Source organism: Enterococcus sp. DIV1304_2, from assembly GCF_050555445.1.
GTDB lineage: Bacteria > Bacillota > Bacilli > Lactobacillales > Enterococcaceae > Enterococcus_B > Enterococcus_B pernyi.
Window position 1 is genome coordinate 2,201,180 of sequence record NZ_CP187851.1, and the last position, 16,353, is coordinate 2,217,532.

Below are 16,353 nucleotides of genomic sequence, written 5' to 3' on the forward strand. Positions count from 1 at the left end.
TTCTCCTTTCTATCCGATTGCTTTTAATGGATCAATTTTGACGATCGTTCTAACAGAGAAAAGTGCCCCTAAAATAGCAACGATCAACATCATCACACTTATAACACCGAAAAACAACCAGTTACTTTGGAATGGCACAGCATCTGGTAGCACCAGTGAAGTGACGAACGTTCCAAACAATCCAAGAGCAACACCGAAAAATGAAAGTAAGAACGTTTGGGCAACTACTGAACGTGCAATAAATCCACCAGTAACGCCTTGGGCTTTCAGTACACCAAAAATATTGATTTTTTGCATGGTCAATACATAAATGAAAATACCGATTACGATTGCTGCAATCACAATCAAAAAGCCGATCATGAAACCAAACGTCAATACTTGTGCATTGTACCCTGGTAGTTCATTGATGAATGTCGAAATACTGATTTTCTCTAGATCATCCGGTAAGCTATCCACATCTCCTCGCACGACCACTGCATTGATACGAGCATTATCAGTTGCATCTTGTTTCTCAAATCGTATCTCTTGGTACGCATTGATTGTTGTATAGACGACAGGAGAGACATTGAATTTGGCATTCTCAGTAAATCCAGTCAATTTAAATGTCTTGTCGCTTCCTGATAATTTGATCGTATCTCCAATGTCTAAGCCATATTCTTCTTTTAAACTAATATCACCGACTGCTTCATCATTTGACTGGAATTCTTCTCCTTCCACGATATTCGGCATGATGAATTGGTTTTGATCGATTCCAAAAAAACTAACATTGACTTTATCAGCATCTGGACGATCTGGACTCGTGACTACTCCAGGTGTTTGAGCTAAATAAGCGACTTGATCACCTTTCACTTCTTCTGCCATCTTTTTCGTGATCATCGACATCCCTAAGTTTGTATTGGCGTCTTTTGATAAAACAATGGTATCTGCCTCCCATTTATCTACAGCAGTTCGATTGTCTTGTGCCAACCCATAGGCTAATCCTGTCAAAAAAAAGACAAGGTACGCAATTAGAAACATGACGCCTGTCACTAAGGCATAGCGTAATTTTGAATGAATGATTTCATTTAATGCTAAAAACATAAAATTCCCCCTAAAAATTTATCAACTGATAAATATATCTTATCACTTGATAAATTTTTAGAGGAATAATCTGCTCAGAATAATCAATAAAAGAAAAAACAATTGAGTTGATCATATTCAATAAGGAATATGTCAGTCGTTTATTTCTAAGTTTCATCAAAAATTGAGGTTAAAATCCCGATTCTTTTAACTTTGGCAATAGATATTCTTTCGCTTGTAAGATCTGACTTTCATAATCCTTATCCTGACCACTCCACATTTCAATCAAGAATGGCCCTTCGTAATTTACACGTTTCAATGTTTTAAATAAGCCAGAAAAATCCACACAACCTTGACCAAACGGAACGTCTCTGAACTTACCTTTACTACTAGCTGTTACTGGTTGCGTATCTTTTAGGTGGATCGAAGTAATATATTCGATGCCTTGTTCAAGTTCAATCGCCACATTATTTTCTGGCCACGCGGATAGATTTCCTAAGTCAGGATACACTTGTAAATAAGGAGAAGGGAGTTGTTTTTTTATCTCCATGAATTTACGAATGGAATTCATAAATGGGTCATCCATGACTTCAATCGACAAGATTATCCCAAACTGTGCTGCCTCTTTGATACTGGCACGCAATCCTCTGATAAACGCTTCTCTTGTCTCTATTGATTTTTTTTCATAGTATACATCGTATCCTGCCACTTGTATGATCCTGATACCTAACCGATACGCAAGCTGTATCGCCTTTTTCATCATAGATAAGGCTTTTTCTTGTTTTTTGATATCCGCTGAACCGAATGGGAAACGCCGATGCCCACTTAAACAAAGCGAATGGATAGCAATCCCCGAAACCGCTATCGCTTCTTTTAACTCAGCGATTTGTTCATTCGTCCAAGCTAAACGAGCCAATCGTTCCTCGCTTTCGTCAATCGATATTTCCAGAAAATCAAACCCCAATTCTTTTACTGCATCTAACCGCTCTTGCCACGACCATCCGCTAGGCAGTGCCTTTTCATAAAGTCCGATTCTCGCCATCTCATTCTCCCCACAGTCGCTTGATCTCGTTTTGGAATGCTTGGGCTTGTATGATAGGATCTGCACATGCCGTCAATCCTCGACCGACAATAAAATGAAAGATCGGCATCCCTTGGAACAAGGCTAACGTTGAAATTGACAGCCCACCAGTTACTGAGACTTGAAAACCTAAATCAATCAATTGTTGGACGAGCTTCAGATCCTTTTCTCCCCAAACTTCTCCAGCTAACAAGGCATCCCTACTTTGATGATAGACGACCTGAGAAATCCCAATTTCTCGCCATTTTTTTGCTTGTTCCATCGTCCATTCTCCGTATAGTTCTACTTGAAGCGCTTTGACTTTCTTTTGTGCGGCTTGCATGGTAGCAAGAGAGGCACAGCAGATCACTGTCATGAAATCTGCCCCAGCCTGCGCTACATTACCAGCCACAGTTTCTCCTGCGTCGGCACATTTTGTATCCGCAACGATCGTTTTTTCTGGAAACATTTTTCTCATACATTCGATTGGTTTGCTTCCTTCTTGAAGACAAAGAATGGTGCCTACTTCGATCACATCGACGATTTCTCCAATTTTTTTCACATCTGCCAACGCAGACGCTAACGTGTTATGATCCAGAGCAATTTGTAATTTTGGTCGTTTCATCTAATTCTCCTTTGATTTCAATTCTTTGTACATTGTTGTTTCTTTGAATTTCTCACAGATCTCAGTAGGTGACATCACATTTTTGATCCCCACGACAGTCACACCTCGCTCAATTGCTTGCATGAACATCGGCATAAAATTTAGTGGCGTAAAGACAACATCATATTGACTTGCCGAACTTTTACCTTCAGAGATCGGGCAATGATGGATTTTACTCACTGTAATATTTAATTCTCTCATTGCCTTTTCTACACTACGCATCATCATTAAACTTGTACCAGAACCATTGGCACACGAAACTAAAATTCTCATTTACTTTCCCTCCTATTAATTACTGTCTCCAAACTTTTCTTTATATTTTTGATAATCCTCAACAATCAAAAAATATCCTTCTGGATTTTTTCGATATTGTAGTTGTGGAATTAGCAACAAACCGACGACCACTAGTGCAACACCTGCATATCCAAAAAATTTCATCAAAACAGTAAAGAATGGCCAAGCAGTCGCCCAATCAAACATACCAATGTACCCTCCGTAACTAGACAACCCGATCCATGTCGCAAAGAGTGCAGAACCACCGACTTGGATCAGCCCAGATAAGAAAGGGAACAAACATGCTGCCTTGAACCCACCCCGATTATTAGAAAACACAGCGATGACCGCATTGTCAAAAAATAGTGGGATAAATCCAGCGATCACGATCGTTGGTGATCGGAAGACGATCAATAAGATGATCATCAAGAATTGTCCTAATGCACCAAATAAAAACCCGATCGTGACTGCATTTGGTGATCCGAAGCCAAAAGTTGCAGCCACATCGATCCCTGGCACAGCTCCTGGTAAAATAGTATTTGAGATTCCTTGGAAAGATTGTGTCAACTCGTCCACAAAGGTCCGGACACCAAGCTGTAAAATGGCTAAATACACAGCAAAGTTCAAAGAAGTGGTCAGTACGTAGAATAGAAAACTTTGTCCTGCCACCATAAATTCTGCCTCAATCAAATACTCCTGTCCTAATACTAATAAGATGATGCCAAAGAAGAACAGCATCAATAAAGAAGTCGCCACCATGTTTTCGTTGAAAATGGATAAGAAACCCGGAAGCTCCATATCTTCAAGCTTTTTATCGGCTTTTCTATTCTCACTTTTTTTACGACTACTCTTTTGCCACCACTTCGCTAAGGTAGAAAATAGGTACACCCCAAACATCTGTTGGTGCGCAATCGCAAAACCAGCTCCGTCTGTCAATTCTTGTGTCACGCCAACAGTTAAATTAGAAGCAACTGCCCAGTAACACCCTAAAATGATTCCCATAAATACTAATACTTCTACTCTTCCTAATTCAGGAAAACAGAAAAGTAAGATCCAAAAAGCTGTAGCTGCTTGCTGGATCTGGACATTTCCTGTCGTAAAAACAGCTCGCAACTTCGTATATTTTTGGAAACGAACTAACAGGATATTCAATACAAATGCAATCAATAATAAAATCATCACATCACTGAATGTTCGCCCAAAAGTCTCCATCAATCCTGCATCTACAGCATTTTGACCAAAATAGGGATCAGTCACCATCGCCTCAAGATCAAAACGATCCTTTAAACCAACTAAGATCGGTCGGAAATTGTTTACTAATCCACCTGAACCAACAGCTAAAATCAGATAACCTACAGTGGCTTTCAAAAATCCAGCTATACATTCGTATAATGGTCGGCCAAGAAGTATATACCCTAATAAAACGATCGAACCGATCAAATAAGCTGGCTGCGTTAAAATATTTGTCGCAAAATACGTCCATATCTCCATCAAGATAGCTCCCATATTTTTCCGTTACCAAAAACCAGAACAACTCCTCAAACGATGCAAGTTATCATGGTTTTCATGTAAACGGACTCCCTCCCTTACCTCGTATTTTTTAGTTGATAATTTATCTTTTATATCTATTTGCTTTGTACCGAATGGTCCTCACTGGCCATACCTAGCAAGCAAAAGACTACCTCTACCTATAGTGGCTCGTATTTCTCCATGACCATTTGATAGTCTTCGATTGTTTCTGTCGCAAGTAATTCTTCGATCAACCCATCTTGCATCAGTAATTCTGATAATGATTGAATATTTTCTAAGTGTTGCTTTGGCTCTTTAGCTGCTAAGGTGAAGAAAAGGCTGGCAGACTTTGTCCCTTCCTCAAAAGGAACTGGTGCGTTCATTTTGGTAAATGAAATCGTCGTATCGAAAACATGTGAGCCACCTTGCATGGCATGAGGCATCGCAACGTGTGGGGCGATCAGGATATATGCCCCATGTTCTTCGACATTGCGGATCATTTCTTCTACATATACATGATCAATGATTCTTTTTTCTAATAAGTGACGACTGCTCTCCTCGATTGCTACTCGCCAATCATTTATCGTAGTTTCTACATAATTGACTAAGTCATTCTCATAGAAATATCTCAACATATTTACAAACAGTATCAAGCAGTCAACCCGTTGTTTGACAATAGCCCATTCTTATCAAGAGATGACTTTGTCTTACGTTCACTTGCTTTGATACGTTCTCCCTCCTCGCTTTTGCTTTTGTTAAAAAATTCTCAGTTCAGCTGATTTATTGTCATATCTCTCTTGGGCTTCTACAAAAATGATGGAAACGGCGTATCATTTTCTTGGGTGAAGACATCATGGAAGCCACGATCGAAATTGAATGCCAAGTCTTTTCTATTATCTGGGTACGTATACTTCCCACCTACTTGCCAAATATAAGGGGAAAACTGATAAGCCAATCGATCTTTTTTTATGCGCCATAATTGAGTGATCTCGCTAGGATCAGCCATAAAATTTGACCAAATATCATAATGGACTGGGATCACGACTTGAGCTCTCAACGATTCTGCCATTCTCAACAAATCACTGGCGGTCATCTTATCAGTGATACCACGCGGATTTTCACCATATGCACCTAGACAAACATCGATTTGATGTTCATTGCCATGTTTGGCAAAAAGGTTGGAATAATGCGAATCCCCTGCGTGATAGATGTTCCCTCCCGATGTTTTGAAAAGATAATTGACAGCGATCGTATCCATTTCTTGTGGCAACTGATCTTTTAATTGCACATTAGGATCATCATGTGTGATCAATGCCGTCCGATCAAAGGCTTCCAACGCAACGATCTCTACTTCATTGATCAAAGCGATATCGCCGGGTTTGACTACTTGGGTCTTTTCTTGTGGTATCCCCCAAGAGAGCCATGTTTCCACTACTGCTTTGGGGCCAATAAATAGCGCCTCCGGACAATTTTGATGAACAGCTGCGGCAGTGTGGATATCCAGATGATCGGAATGGATATGTGTCACCACTAATGCATCCACATTTTTGATCGCAAATGGATCGATCACAAAAGGTTGCGTTCGTAAATTCGGTTGCATCTTTTCTGTACCGCTCATACGCATCATCTGGTGGCCTTTTTTCATCTGTCCATTCCCGTGTGTTCGTTTTCCTGTCCCACACCATAAGTCACAAAGGATATTTGTACCTTCATGTGACTTCAGCCATATACCTGTACATCCTAGCCACCATATAGATACGCTTTTTTCTTTTACTTGTTCCATTTCGATTTCTTCGTTCAGATAGGTTCCCCATTCTGGAAAAGTCGAACGCAACCAACTTTCCTTTGTTACTTCTGTTATATTCATGTGCCATCCTCCTCTTTATTAGGTATATATAAATGATAAAGCGCTATCAAAATGATTGGAATAGCTTTATATGACTGTTATTACTTTATGTGATCGTTTCCATTTTTTTATGCTCGTTTAGCTATAATTAGTCATATAGAGAAACAAATTGATTGAAAAGGAAGGATAACAATGAAAAATTCTCTGTTGACGATTAAAAAAAGACGTAATGAAATTCTTGATCTATTACAAAGGTACACAAAAATGACCACGATTGAACTGTCTGAAAAGCTTCACGTATCACTCAGCACTATTCGTCGAGACCTTAGATTATTAGAAGAAAAAAATGAGATTATTCGTGAACATGGCTATTGCCTCTTCAACTATGACAATCAAACAAATTTCGATCTTTCAGGACCAACGTGGATCAAACATCAAATTGCTCGTTGTGCTAGTCAATATATTGGAGACTATGCCACCGTATTTATCAATTCAAGTTCCACTGCCTTAGCTACACTCGATTATTTAGAATCGAATCATGTCACCGTCGTAACGAATAATTTAAAGGTCGTTTCTTGTGTCAGACAAGGAAATTATACGTATATTCTCACTGGTGGCGAATTACGCGTACCGAAAGAAATCTTGGTAGGAGATATTGCCGCTCGCACATTAGCAGATATGAATGCAGATGTCTGTATTATTGGATGTAGCGGAGTAGATTTAGAGAATGGTGTGACGACAAAAATTTTAAACGAATCTAAAATCAACGAATGGATGATCAAAAAGAGTATCAAATGTCGTATCCTTGTTGCAGACCATCGTAAGATTGGCCGGACTTCACAGTTTAAGATTGCCGATATCTCTGCCTTTGATTATTTGATCACCGATCAGCATTGTTCACCTAAACTTGCCAAAAAAATCGAACAACTAGGTGTCACTGTTATTCGAGTAAGTTTGTAAAAGAAAGTAAATTTCATCAAAGTTGCTAACAGATAAAAAACAGCTATCATTCAATTTTCTTCTTTTAGTCAAGTATTCAAAGCGTGACTATACTCTTGCATAGCGGTAACTCTTCGTTCAGTTAAATAAAATAAAACAGATTATTTGCCTGTTTTAAAAACAAGGCGTAGTATAAAAATGTAAACGCTGACAAATTCAATATTATTTATTGATCGATACTACGAAAGAAGGTTTGTTTTATGGAAATGATTTATCAAGCTGGCTCACAAGAAGGTCAAATCAGTTTTATTAATACAGAAGACTTAGAAATGGCGGCAGCTCAAGTGATTCCTACTGGCGGATACGGCTATATCAGTAGTGGTGCTGGAGATCTCTTTACGTATCAAGAAAACGTGCAATCATTCAATCATCAATTGATTATTCCTCATGTTTTAAAAGACGTGGAAATTCCAGATACAACGACTTACTTTGACCAAGAAACATTAACTGCGCCAATCATCATGGCGCCCATTGCAGCTCATGGTTTAGCTCATACACATGCAGAAAAAGCTTCAGCTAAAGGAGTTGCCGATTTTCATACGATCTATACGGCGAGTTCTTACGCTTCCTGTACATTAGAAGAAATCCGCGAGGCCGGTGGTCCAGATGCACCACAATGGTTCCAGTTTTACATGAGTAAAGACAATGGGATCAATTTAGATATTCTAGAGATGGCCAAACGTAATGGCGCAAAAGCAATCGTTTTGACAGCTGATGCAACCGTTGGTGGGAATCGAGAGACCGACCTTCGCAATGGCTTCACTTTTCCTTTGCCAATGCCGATCGTTCAAGCCTATCAATCAGGGGTTGGACAAACGATGGACGCAGTTTATAAATCCTCCAAACAAAAGTTAAGTCCAAAAGATGTGGAATTTATTGCCGCTCATTCTGACTTACCCGTTTATGTAAAAGGTGTGCAATCAGAAGACGATGTTTATCGTTCATTAGATGCGGGGGCAAATGGCATCTGGGTATCGAATCATGGCGGTCGTCAATTAGATGGTGGGCCAGCAGCCTTTGATTCTTTGAAATATGTAGCAGAAGCCGTCGACAAACGTGTCCCTATCGTCTTTGATAGTGGTGTTCGTCGTGGTCAGCATGTCTTTAAAGCCATTGCTTCTGGTGCCGATCTAGTCGCGATCGGTCGTCCTGCCATTTACGGTTTAGCTCTCGGTGGAAGTACAGGCATCCAACAAGTATTCGACTTCTTCAAAAAAGAATTAGAAATGGTCATGCAATTAGCTGGGACGCAAACCATCGAAGATATCAAAAATGTGACATTACGGGAAAATCGTTTCTTCTAAGTTGAGAAAATCTCAAATAAAACAAGCGCAGTTTCCATAGTCATCTCGCACTTTTGAATCCAAATAAACGAACATCAAAAAAAAACCTTTAAAGTAAGCAAGAAGACCCAAAAATTTGAATAAATTTCGGGTCTTCTTGCTTATTTTTCAGAGCTGTATGCTATTTATTGCACTCTGTATCCTACCTGGTTGGATGGATTTTCTAAATGTACGCTTCACCTTTTGCAAACAAGGTTGCTTCGCCACTGATCATCACGCGTTCACCTAACCACTTGCAAGTCAAGAACCCACCTCTGGCAGAAAGTTGTTGAGCAACCAAGTCGTCCTTTCCAAGCTTTTGTGCCCAGTAAGGAATCAAATTCGCATGAGCCGAGCCACACACTGGATCTTCATTGATCGTTAGTTTTGGAAAAAAGGTCCTAGAAACAAAATCTTCGTTCTTTCCTTTCGCTGTGACAATCACGCCGACGCCTTCTTCTAATTCCCTCATTGCAGTATAATCAGGCGTCAGCTTTGCCACTGTCTCTTCGTCTTCTAAAACAAAAAATAAGTCCCTTGCCAGATAAGCCTCTTTTATTCTTGTGCCGATTGCTTGTTCGTATGCTGGTAATATAGCAATTGGTTGCGGTAAAATACTCGGAAAATCCATCGCATATTTTTGCTCTTTTTTTGTGACAAATAGGTTCCCACTTTGCGTTGAAAATGAAATCATGGATTCACTGATACCATAGAAGTGGAACAATACAAATGCGGTTGCCAAGGTCGCATGACCACATAAGTCGATTTCACGATCAGGGGTAAACCAACGTAATTCATAACCTTTCTCTTTTCTAACGGTAAAGGCTGTTTCGGATAGGTTATTTTCGATGGCGATTTTTTGCATGGTATCATCAGGTAGCCATTCATCTAACACAAAGACCGCAGCAGGATTTCCTTTAAACACTTCATTGGTGAAGGCGTCAACTACATAATAGGGTAAATTCATTTATAAACTACTCCTTTACTTTTTGATAAATATATTCGGCACAACATAAATCTTCCACTGCTAAGCCAACCGCATCAAAGATCGTGATCGCTTGTTCGTCTGTTCTCCCTGTCTTCTGCTGGGTGACTAATTCACCTAGAGAACCGAGAATGTTTGTCTGATCAATTTTCCCTTCTGACAAGGGGATCAAATAGTCGCCACTTTCCCTTTTGACCGCTTGGTAATCATCTACATACAATTGTCCAGATGCCATCAAATCACTTGTTAATTCACGGGTATCTGGTGTAAATGTTCCGATTGCATTGATATGTGTGCCTGGTTTAACCTCTTTTTTTGATAAAAAAGCATGTTTACTAGGTGTTAAAGTACAGATAATATCTGCTTCTATAGTCGCTTCAGCCAATGTCGAGCAATCAATAAAACGCAGTTTTGGATAATTAGTTTGCTGTTCTAAGATAAATTGTTTTCGTCGTGTTTCATCTAAATCATAGACATACACACGGTGAATCTTTCGGACACAGGTAATTGCGGCTAGATGTGAAACTGCTTGTTGTCCAGTTCCGATCAATGTGAGTGTATCTGCTGATGGCTTTGCTAGATAATCTGTGGCTAATGCTGAAACTGCTGCTGTTCGTATCCAAGTCACGGCATTCGCATCGATCATTGCGACTGGTTGCCCGTTTTTTGAATCGAAGAGCATGATTTCACCTAAATGTGATGGTAGCTTTTGTTTGTGATTGCTTGGAAAAGCCGTGATTATTTTTGAACCAAAGTACCGGTTTCTTCCTAAATAAGCGGGCATCATCGCAAAGATATTTTGTTCCTCGCCATCTGGTAATTGTTGGACCATTCGCTTCTCTTGAGAAATCTTTCCGACTTGAAAATCTTTAAAACACTGTTCCATTACGTTGATTGCTTCTGTAAAACTAAAATGGGTGATTACTTTATGACTATCGATGATTTGCATATTTCCCCTCCTTTTTTCTATCCTAGCGCCCGAAAACAATACATTCAATGATATAATTGTATGGAATACAATTTTTGAAAGAAGGAACGAGTATGTCGATCAACTCTTATGAGAATTATCCACTGACTTGGCGTCCAGATAAAAAAAAGTTACATCGCCCAATCTACCAATCACTTATCACGCAGCTAGAAGCTGATATCTTATCAAATAAATTACAAAAAAATACAAGGTTACCTTCCCAAAGAGAACTAGCTGATTTTTTAGACATCAATTTCACAACAGTTGGTCAAGCTTATAAGTTGGGTCTAGAAAAAGGGTTACTCTATACAAGTATCGGGAGTGGGACATTTGTTTCCCCAAATGCGTTTACCTCCATCACTATTTCTTCTGATCAAGTACCTGATCATGTCATTGATTTTGGGTTAGTCAGTTCATTTGATGAATGCAACGAAATGATCACTCCTTTTATTCAAGCTGTTTCACAAAATCATGCGACGAACGGACTTCTTAGCTACCGTGAACCATTAGGGACAACCTATCAATTGACGATTGCCAAAAAATGGTTGGAAACACAAGGTGTCTATGCTTCAAGGGAACAGATTGCTATTGTTTCAGGTGTCCAAAACGGCTTGGCGATCACGCTAGCTGCTTTGTTTTCTCCAGGAGATCGTTTGGCAGTCGATCGCTATACTTATTCAAATTTTATTGAGCTTGCTCACCTTTACCATATGGAAATCGTGCCGATTGATTTTGATGCGGAGGGTATGCTTCCCGAATTACTTGAACAAGAATGTCGGAAAAAAGCAATCCACGGTATTTTTCTGATGCCTTCATGTAACAATCCTATTGGGTTTCAACTATCTGCAAAACGGAGGCAACAGCTAAAAGAAGTCATTACAAAGCAACAATTGATCGTGATCGAAGACGACATCCATTCTTTTTTGACTACCTATAATCAAAAAATACCCATTCCCTCATTCCAGCAGTTACTTCCTGAACAAACCATTTATCTTGCCGGAATGACCAAGTTTATCTGTGCAGGCATGCGTGTTGCCTTTCTAGTATTTCCCGAAAAGTACAAACCAAACATCCAACAGGCGATTTTCAATATCAATGTCAAAACCGCAAGTTTAGATGCTGAGATTGTCACGCAAATCTTATGTTCAGAAACCGCACAGGACATACTCGAAACAAAATCCAACTATACAAAACAAGCAAATGAACGATTCGATACACTTTTCAACTTGCCTCGACCGACCAATCCACTTCCTTTTTATCGAAATCTCCCTGTTCGAAATGATCTGTCTCCAGAAACGATCGAACAAGCTTTTTTAAATAAAGGGATTCGTGTCTATCATTCACATCGTTTTACGACACAACCGCAACATGATCCTTTTATTCGAATTGCTTTATCCTCTAATCCTTTGGAAGTATTAACGAAAGGTCTTGAAATCGTCAAAAAAGAAATCGTGTACTTTCAACGATGACTTATCATATAAAATCAAAATGATCCAACTCATTCTTTTTGTTTTTAACTGCTCGAATCCCCATCGAAGAAGAGGTCGGGACGGAAGTGTTCAGCCTCGAGAAATAAGGCGCCATCCCCGAAAATTGTTCTTCAAATTTTTGTGGATGGCGCCTTATTTCCGAAGAGGTTACTTCTGTTTCCGCCGTTTATTCGTTTTAGGTGGTAGGAGAGAACTAATGTCCCACTCTCCTCTTTTTTCTATTGTCATATAAATAAAATTTATCATAACTACCTATTTTGACTATAGCCCTGAGTGAATCCTATACTTCGTATGTATTAAAACTTAGGAGGAATCATTCATGCTAACAGGGTTAAACTTATTAAATAATCCATTTTTAAATAAAGGAACTGCTTTTACAAAAGAAGAACGTAAAAAATACGGGATTGCCGGAATGCTTCCTAGCACAGTCCAAACATTAGAACAACAATCTGTGCAAGCATATGGCCAATACCTAAGCAAACAAACTGATTTAGAAAAACGTATTTTCTTAATGAACTTATTCAATACAAACCGCACACTTTTCTATAAATTGATGGGACAACATTTAGTAGAATTTATGCCGGTAGTATATGATCCAGTAGTTGCAGATGCAATCGAACAATACAATGAAATTTTCTTAAAACCACAAGATGCTGCATTTCTTTCGATCGATGAACCAGAATTGATCAAAGAAAGCTTGAAAAATGCCGCAGCTGGTCGTGATATTCGTTTGATCGTTGTTACAGATGCAGAAGGTATCCTTGGAATGGGTGACTGGGGAGTTAATGGTGTTGACATCGCAATTGGAAAACTAATGGTTTATACAGCAGCTGCTGGTATCAATCCAGCGCAAGTATTACCTGTATCGATCGATGCTGGTACAAACAATGAAGAGTTATTGAATAATCCGTTATATCTAGGAAACAAACATGCGCGTGTCGAAGGTGATTCTTACTATGAATTCATCGACCAATTCGTTTCATCTGCTACAGAACTATTCCCTGAATTATTGTTACACTGGGAAGACTTTGGTCGTGGCAATGCCGCAACGATCTTAGAAAAATATGAAGACAAAATCACGACATTCAATGATGACATCCAAGGAACAGGGATCGTCGTACTAGCTGGCGTACTCGGCGGATTGAATATTTCTGGTGAATCCTTGAAAGATCAAACGATCCTAACATTCGGAGCTGGAACAGCTGGAGTCGGCATTGCGAATATCTTATTAGATGAAATGATCCGTCAAGGTGTACCAGAAGAAGAAGCACGTAAACACTTCTATCAAGTGGATAAACAAGGACTATTATTCGAAGATACTGAAGGCTTGACACCTGGACAAATTCCTTTTGCACGTAAACGTTCAGAATTTGCCAATAGTGAAGAATTGACTAATTTAGAAACTGTTGTCAAAGCAATTCACCCAACAATCATGATTGGTACATCTACTCAACCAGGGGCATTCACAGAAGAAATCGTCAAAGAAATGGCTAGCCATACCCCACGACCAATCATCATGCCTTTGTCTAACCCAACAAAATTAGCAGAAGCAAAAGCAAAAGATTTGATTGAATGGACAGATGGAAAAGCATTAGTCGGAACAGGTATCCCTGCGGATGATGTGGAATACAATGGCGTGACTTATCAAATCGGACAAGCAAACAACGCATTGATGTATCCAGGTTTAGGACTTGGTTTGATTGCTTCAACAGCTACTCGTGTCAACGCTGAGATCATCTCACAAGCAAGTCGTGCATTAGGTGGTATCGTTGATGTCACAAAACCAGGGGCAGCTATTTTACCATCAGTTGCAAGAATCACTGAATTCTCACAAACAATTGCGGAAACAGTCGCTCAATCAGTCGTGGATCAACAATTGAACCGTGAAGAAATCACTGACATCAAAGCAGCTGTCGAAGCAGCTAAATGGGTGCCTGAATATCAAGATTTAGAAGCTTAATTCACGCTAGTCTCTTTCACAATATTTCGTTACTAAAACAGTTCTGAGCAAAACGAGACTTAAAGTAAAAAATACGCATGGTAAACATCGAAGCCTTGGATCATTCGTTCACCGAGAAATAGGAAAACCAACTATTTTTCAACGAATTGATCCAAGGGGTGTTTTTTGCCAAGAAATACTGGAGCCAGTTGAGGAATAGCTTTAGATTATTTTCCAACTCATAGGGAACTCCTCTTACGTTAATCAAGGAAAGGATCTGTAAGAATGTTACATCAAGAACAAACGACTTCTACAGTCGTTAAGACAAACAAAGAAGGTTTTTGGGAAACAAAAATCAGTGGGGTCAGTTTACCTATCTATTTGATCATGGTTCTCGTTTTGATCATTGCGATGGCATTAGGTAAATTACCAACAAATATGATCGGTCCTATCGCCGTGCTCGTCATTTTTGGGAATCTATTCCATTTTATCGGTACAAAAATCCCAATCGTCAAAAGTTATTTAGGTGGTGGCTCTGTTTTTGCGATCTTCGCTTCCGCAGCTATCGCAACCTTTGGCATTTTACCTGATTATGTCGTGAAATCAACTGAAAACTTTGTCAACAACATGGGCTTTTTAGACTTTTATATCGCTGCTTTGATTACCGGAAGTATTCTAGGAATGAACCGTAAATTATTGATGAAAGCTTCCGTTCGTTTTATCCCTGTTGCACTTATTTCTATGGTTGTTTCATTTTTTGCGGTTGGACTAGTGGGAATGTTGATTGGTAATGGCTTCGCTAATTCCGTATTATATATCTCTTTACCTGCCATGGCTGGTGGTGTAGGTGCTGGTGCTGTTCCACTATCAACTATTTACGCAAACGTCTTAGGAACAGACGCTTCTGCTATTATTTCACGTTTGATCCCTGCAACCGCAATGACAAATGTCCTTGCCATTATCGGTGCTGCTTTAGTGGCTCGCGCTGGCCAATCCATGCCCAAATTGAATGGTAATGGAAAACTAATGGAAAAAGGGGATCTAGGCGACGGCAAACCACGCAATGTGAAACCTTCTATCCCTCAATTAGGTGTTGGTTTGATGGTTTCGATCACCTTCTTTATTCTTGGCCAAATCGGTAATTACTTTGTACCGAAAGTTCATGCGTATGCTTTTATGATCATTATCGTAGTCATTTGTAAAATCACTAATATTCTTCCTGAATATTATGAAGATGCAGCGATCATGTTCAATAACTTGATTGTTAAAAACTTAACAGCAGCTGTTTTAGCAGGTATCGGGATTGCCTTATTGAACTTGAATGTTTTAGCCTCTGCTTTAACATGGCAATTCGTCGTACTTTGCTTGACCAGTGTCATCGTCATCTCTCTTGTATCTGCTTTTGTCGGTCGTCTATTCGGACTTTATCCGATCGAATCAACGATCACAGCAGGACTATGTAACAATTCAATGGGTGGTACAGGAAATGTTGCCGTCTTATCCGCAGCAAACCGTATGGAATTGATTGCTTTTGCTCAAATGGGCAATCGTTTAGGCGGAGCGATCGTCTTGATCATTTCAGGATTTTTGATGCAACTATTCTCTTAATTCGAATGAATGTAAAAAAACTTCTCGATTCTTATTCGAGAAGTTTTTTTGTACGATGATATTCATGATTCCTTTAGAAATAGTTTTTGCCATTTTGTTGAATGATAGCCGATATGTTCATAAAAACGATGTGCCTCGTTGCGATGTTCGCCAGAGTTTAGTCGAACTCCAAAATAGCCACGTTCTTTCCCTTGTTTCTCGACACTCTCCATCAATCGTCTGCCAATTCCTTGATGTTGGGCTTTTGAAGAAACCGCTAATGCTAAAATATTGAACAACGTTGGACTTAACAATGTTTCATACTTTTGGGCATGGACATATCCTAATACTTTCTTCGTCCCTTCTTCCTCATAAACATCGACGACATAGATCTCTGGTTGTGCCAATATGTATTTTAATTGCTTCGTCGTTTCCGAAAGTGGTATCTCATACCCTAATTCTTCCTTATTTAGCTTGTTTATGGTTTCTGCATCTTCCACACGAGCAGTTCTTATCATTTTGTTCTTCCTTTCTTCTCTAAGGTTATGTACTAAGACAAAGATGGTATGGTTTTTTCTATGGAAATAAACCTTGGTCAATTTCTTGATCAAAAGAATGATAAAAAAAGAGAAACCTTGGTATGACAAGGTTTC

15 protein-coding genes are annotated in these 16,353 nt (G+C 39.3%); 5 read left to right on the top strand and 10 right to left on the bottom strand.

Annotated elements, in window-relative coordinates; genetic code table 11:
• Positions 1-9: 9 nt before the first annotated feature.
• The 7 genes from IGJ14_RS10145 to ulaG all read right to left on the bottom strand — a co-directional run bounded on the left by IGJ14_RS10145 (position 10) and on the right by ulaG (position 6,432).
• Positions 10-1,080, bottom strand: coding sequence for an ABC transporter permease (locus tag IGJ14_RS10145; RefSeq protein WP_010734825.1), 1,071 nt, complete (start codon positions 1,078-1,080; stop codon positions 10-12).
• 169 nt (positions 1,081-1,249) lie between these two features.
• A complete protein-coding gene (locus tag IGJ14_RS10150) occupies positions 1,250-2,101 on the bottom strand; it encodes an L-ribulose-5-phosphate 3-epimerase (RefSeq protein WP_195274438.1) in 852 nt (283 codons plus the stop codon).
• A 1-nt stretch (position 2,102) separates the two neighbouring features.
• Positions 2,103-2,744, bottom strand: coding sequence for a 3-keto-L-gulonate-6-phosphate decarboxylase UlaD (locus IGJ14_RS10155; RefSeq protein ID WP_019722444.1), 642 nt, complete (start codon positions 2,742-2,744; stop codon positions 2,103-2,105).
• Positions 2,745-3,056 carry a PTS sugar transporter subunit IIB gene (locus IGJ14_RS10160; protein WP_019722445.1) on the bottom strand — a complete coding sequence of 104 codons (312 nt, stop codon included), beginning with the start codon at positions 3,054-3,056 and terminating at the stop codon, positions 2,745-2,747.
• Positions 3,057-3,071: 15 nt separating this feature from the next.
• On the bottom strand, positions 3,072-4,562 hold the full coding sequence (locus IGJ14_RS10165; protein ID WP_195476058.1) for a PTS ascorbate transporter subunit IIC: 1,491 nt from the start codon (positions 4,560-4,562) through the stop codon (positions 3,072-3,074).
• Between the two features lie 182 nt (positions 4,563-4,744).
• Entirely contained in the window at positions 4,745-5,200 is a 456-nt protein-coding gene (locus tag IGJ14_RS10170; RefSeq protein ID WP_065096794.1) for a PTS sugar transporter subunit IIA, read from the bottom strand.
• A 170-nt stretch (positions 5,201-5,370) separates the two neighbouring features.
• Complete coding sequence (gene ulaG, locus IGJ14_RS10175; protein ID WP_195476057.1) at positions 5,371-6,432, bottom strand: L-ascorbate 6-phosphate lactonase; 1,062 nt, start codon at positions 6,430-6,432, stop codon at positions 5,371-5,373.
• Between the two features lie 171 nt (positions 6,433-6,603).
• Here ulaG and IGJ14_RS10180 point away from each other — a divergent pair, with 171 nt between their 5' ends.
• Both IGJ14_RS10180 and IGJ14_RS10185 read left to right on the top strand, forming a co-directional pair.
• A complete protein-coding gene (locus IGJ14_RS10180; RefSeq protein WP_065096796.1) occupies positions 6,604-7,371 on the top strand; it encodes a DeoR/GlpR family DNA-binding transcription regulator in 768 nt (255 codons plus the stop codon).
• Between the two features lie 239 nt (positions 7,372-7,610).
• Entirely contained in the window at positions 7,611-8,714 is a 1,104-nt protein-coding gene (locus tag IGJ14_RS10185; protein WP_010734816.1) for an alpha-hydroxy-acid oxidizing protein, read from the top strand.
• Between the two features lie 202 nt (positions 8,715-8,916).
• Here IGJ14_RS10185 and IGJ14_RS10190 read toward each other — a convergent pair whose 3' ends face one another.
• Together IGJ14_RS10190 and IGJ14_RS10195 are read right to left on the bottom strand one after the other, a co-directional pair.
• The gene (locus IGJ14_RS10190) at positions 8,917-9,699 is read right to left on the bottom strand and encodes a PhzF family phenazine biosynthesis protein (protein WP_065096798.1); all 783 of its coding nucleotides are present in this window, start codon (positions 9,697-9,699) and stop codon (positions 8,917-8,919) included.
• A gap of 7 nt (positions 9,700-9,706) precedes the next feature.
• The gene (locus IGJ14_RS10195; RefSeq protein WP_195476055.1) at positions 9,707-10,666 is read right to left on the bottom strand and encodes an ornithine cyclodeaminase family protein; all 960 of its coding nucleotides are present in this window, start codon (positions 10,664-10,666) and stop codon (positions 9,707-9,709) included.
• A 92-nt stretch (positions 10,667-10,758) separates the two neighbouring features.
• Here IGJ14_RS10195 and IGJ14_RS10200 point away from each other — a divergent pair, with 92 nt between their 5' ends.
• The 3 genes from IGJ14_RS10200 to IGJ14_RS10210 all read left to right on the top strand — a co-directional run bounded on the left by IGJ14_RS10200 (position 10,759) and on the right by IGJ14_RS10210 (position 15,721).
• Positions 10,759-12,153: a PLP-dependent aminotransferase family protein gene (locus IGJ14_RS10200; RefSeq protein ID WP_195476071.1), complete on the top strand. Its 1,395-nt coding sequence runs from the start codon at positions 10,759-10,761 to the stop codon at positions 12,151-12,153.
• Between the two features lie 340 nt (positions 12,154-12,493).
• Positions 12,494-14,134 carry a malolactic enzyme gene (locus IGJ14_RS10205; protein ID WP_195476053.1) on the top strand — a complete coding sequence of 547 codons (1,641 nt, stop codon included), beginning with the start codon at positions 12,494-12,496 and terminating at the stop codon, positions 14,132-14,134.
• 264 nt (positions 14,135-14,398) lie between these two features.
• Positions 14,399-15,721, top strand: coding sequence for a 2-hydroxycarboxylate transporter family protein (locus IGJ14_RS10210; RefSeq protein WP_195476052.1), 1,323 nt, complete (start codon positions 14,399-14,401; stop codon positions 15,719-15,721).
• A gap of 62 nt (positions 15,722-15,783) precedes the next feature.
• On the opposite strand, the gene IGJ14_RS10215 is transcribed toward IGJ14_RS10210, so the two are convergent.
• Positions 15,784-16,218, bottom strand: coding sequence for a GNAT family N-acetyltransferase (locus IGJ14_RS10215; protein ID WP_065096778.1), 435 nt, complete (start codon positions 16,216-16,218; stop codon positions 15,784-15,786).
• Positions 16,219-16,353: the final 135 nt, after the last annotated feature.

Bases quoted from the DNA above. Each gene is read 5' to 3' on its own strand.
- IGJ14_RS10215 (WP_065096778.1), bottom strand. From the start codon at position 16,218: ATGATAAGAACTGCTCGTGTGGAAGATGCAGAAACCATAAACAAGCTA.
- IGJ14_RS10180 (WP_065096796.1), top strand. From the start codon at position 6,604: ATGAAAAATTCTCTGTTGACGATTAAAAAAAGACGTAATGAAATTCTT.
- IGJ14_RS10205 (WP_195476053.1), top strand. From the start codon at position 12,494: ATGCTAACAGGGTTAAACTTATTAAATAATCCATTTTTAAATAAAGGA.
- IGJ14_RS10200 (WP_195476071.1), top strand. From the start codon at position 10,759: ATGTCGATCAACTCTTATGAGAATTATCCACTGACTTGGCGTCCAGAT.
- IGJ14_RS10165 (WP_195476058.1), bottom strand. From the start codon at position 4,562: ATGGGAGCTATCTTGATGGAGATATGGACGTATTTTGCGACAAATATT.
- IGJ14_RS10150 (WP_195274438.1), bottom strand. From the start codon at position 2,101: ATGGCGAGAATCGGACTTTATGAAAAGGCACTGCCTAGCGGATGGTCG.
- IGJ14_RS10190 (WP_065096798.1), bottom strand. From the start codon at position 9,699: ATGAATTTACCCTATTATGTAGTTGACGCCTTCACCAATGAAGTGTTT.
- IGJ14_RS10210 (WP_195476052.1), top strand. From the start codon at position 14,399: ATGTTACATCAAGAACAAACGACTTCTACAGTCGTTAAGACAAACAAA.
- IGJ14_RS10160 (WP_019722445.1), bottom strand. From the start codon at position 3,056: ATGAGAATTTTAGTTTCGTGTGCCAATGGTTCTGGTACAAGTTTAATG.
- IGJ14_RS10185 (WP_010734816.1), top strand. From the start codon at position 7,611: ATGGAAATGATTTATCAAGCTGGCTCACAAGAAGGTCAAATCAGTTTT.
- IGJ14_RS10195 (WP_195476055.1), bottom strand. From the start codon at position 10,666: ATGCAAATCATCGATAGTCATAAAGTAATCACCCATTTTAGTTTTACA.
- IGJ14_RS10155 (WP_019722444.1), bottom strand. From the start codon at position 2,744: ATGAAACGACCAAAATTACAAATTGCTCTGGATCATAACACGTTAGCG.
- ulaG (WP_195476057.1), bottom strand. From the start codon at position 6,432: ATGAATATAACAGAAGTAACAAAGGAAAGTTGGTTGCGTTCGACTTTT.
- IGJ14_RS10145 (WP_010734825.1), bottom strand. From the start codon at position 1,080: ATGTTTTTAGCATTAAATGAAATCATTCATTCAAAATTACGCTATGCC.
- IGJ14_RS10170 (WP_065096794.1), bottom strand. From the start codon at position 5,200: ATGTTGAGATATTTCTATGAGAATGACTTAGTCAATTATGTAGAAACT.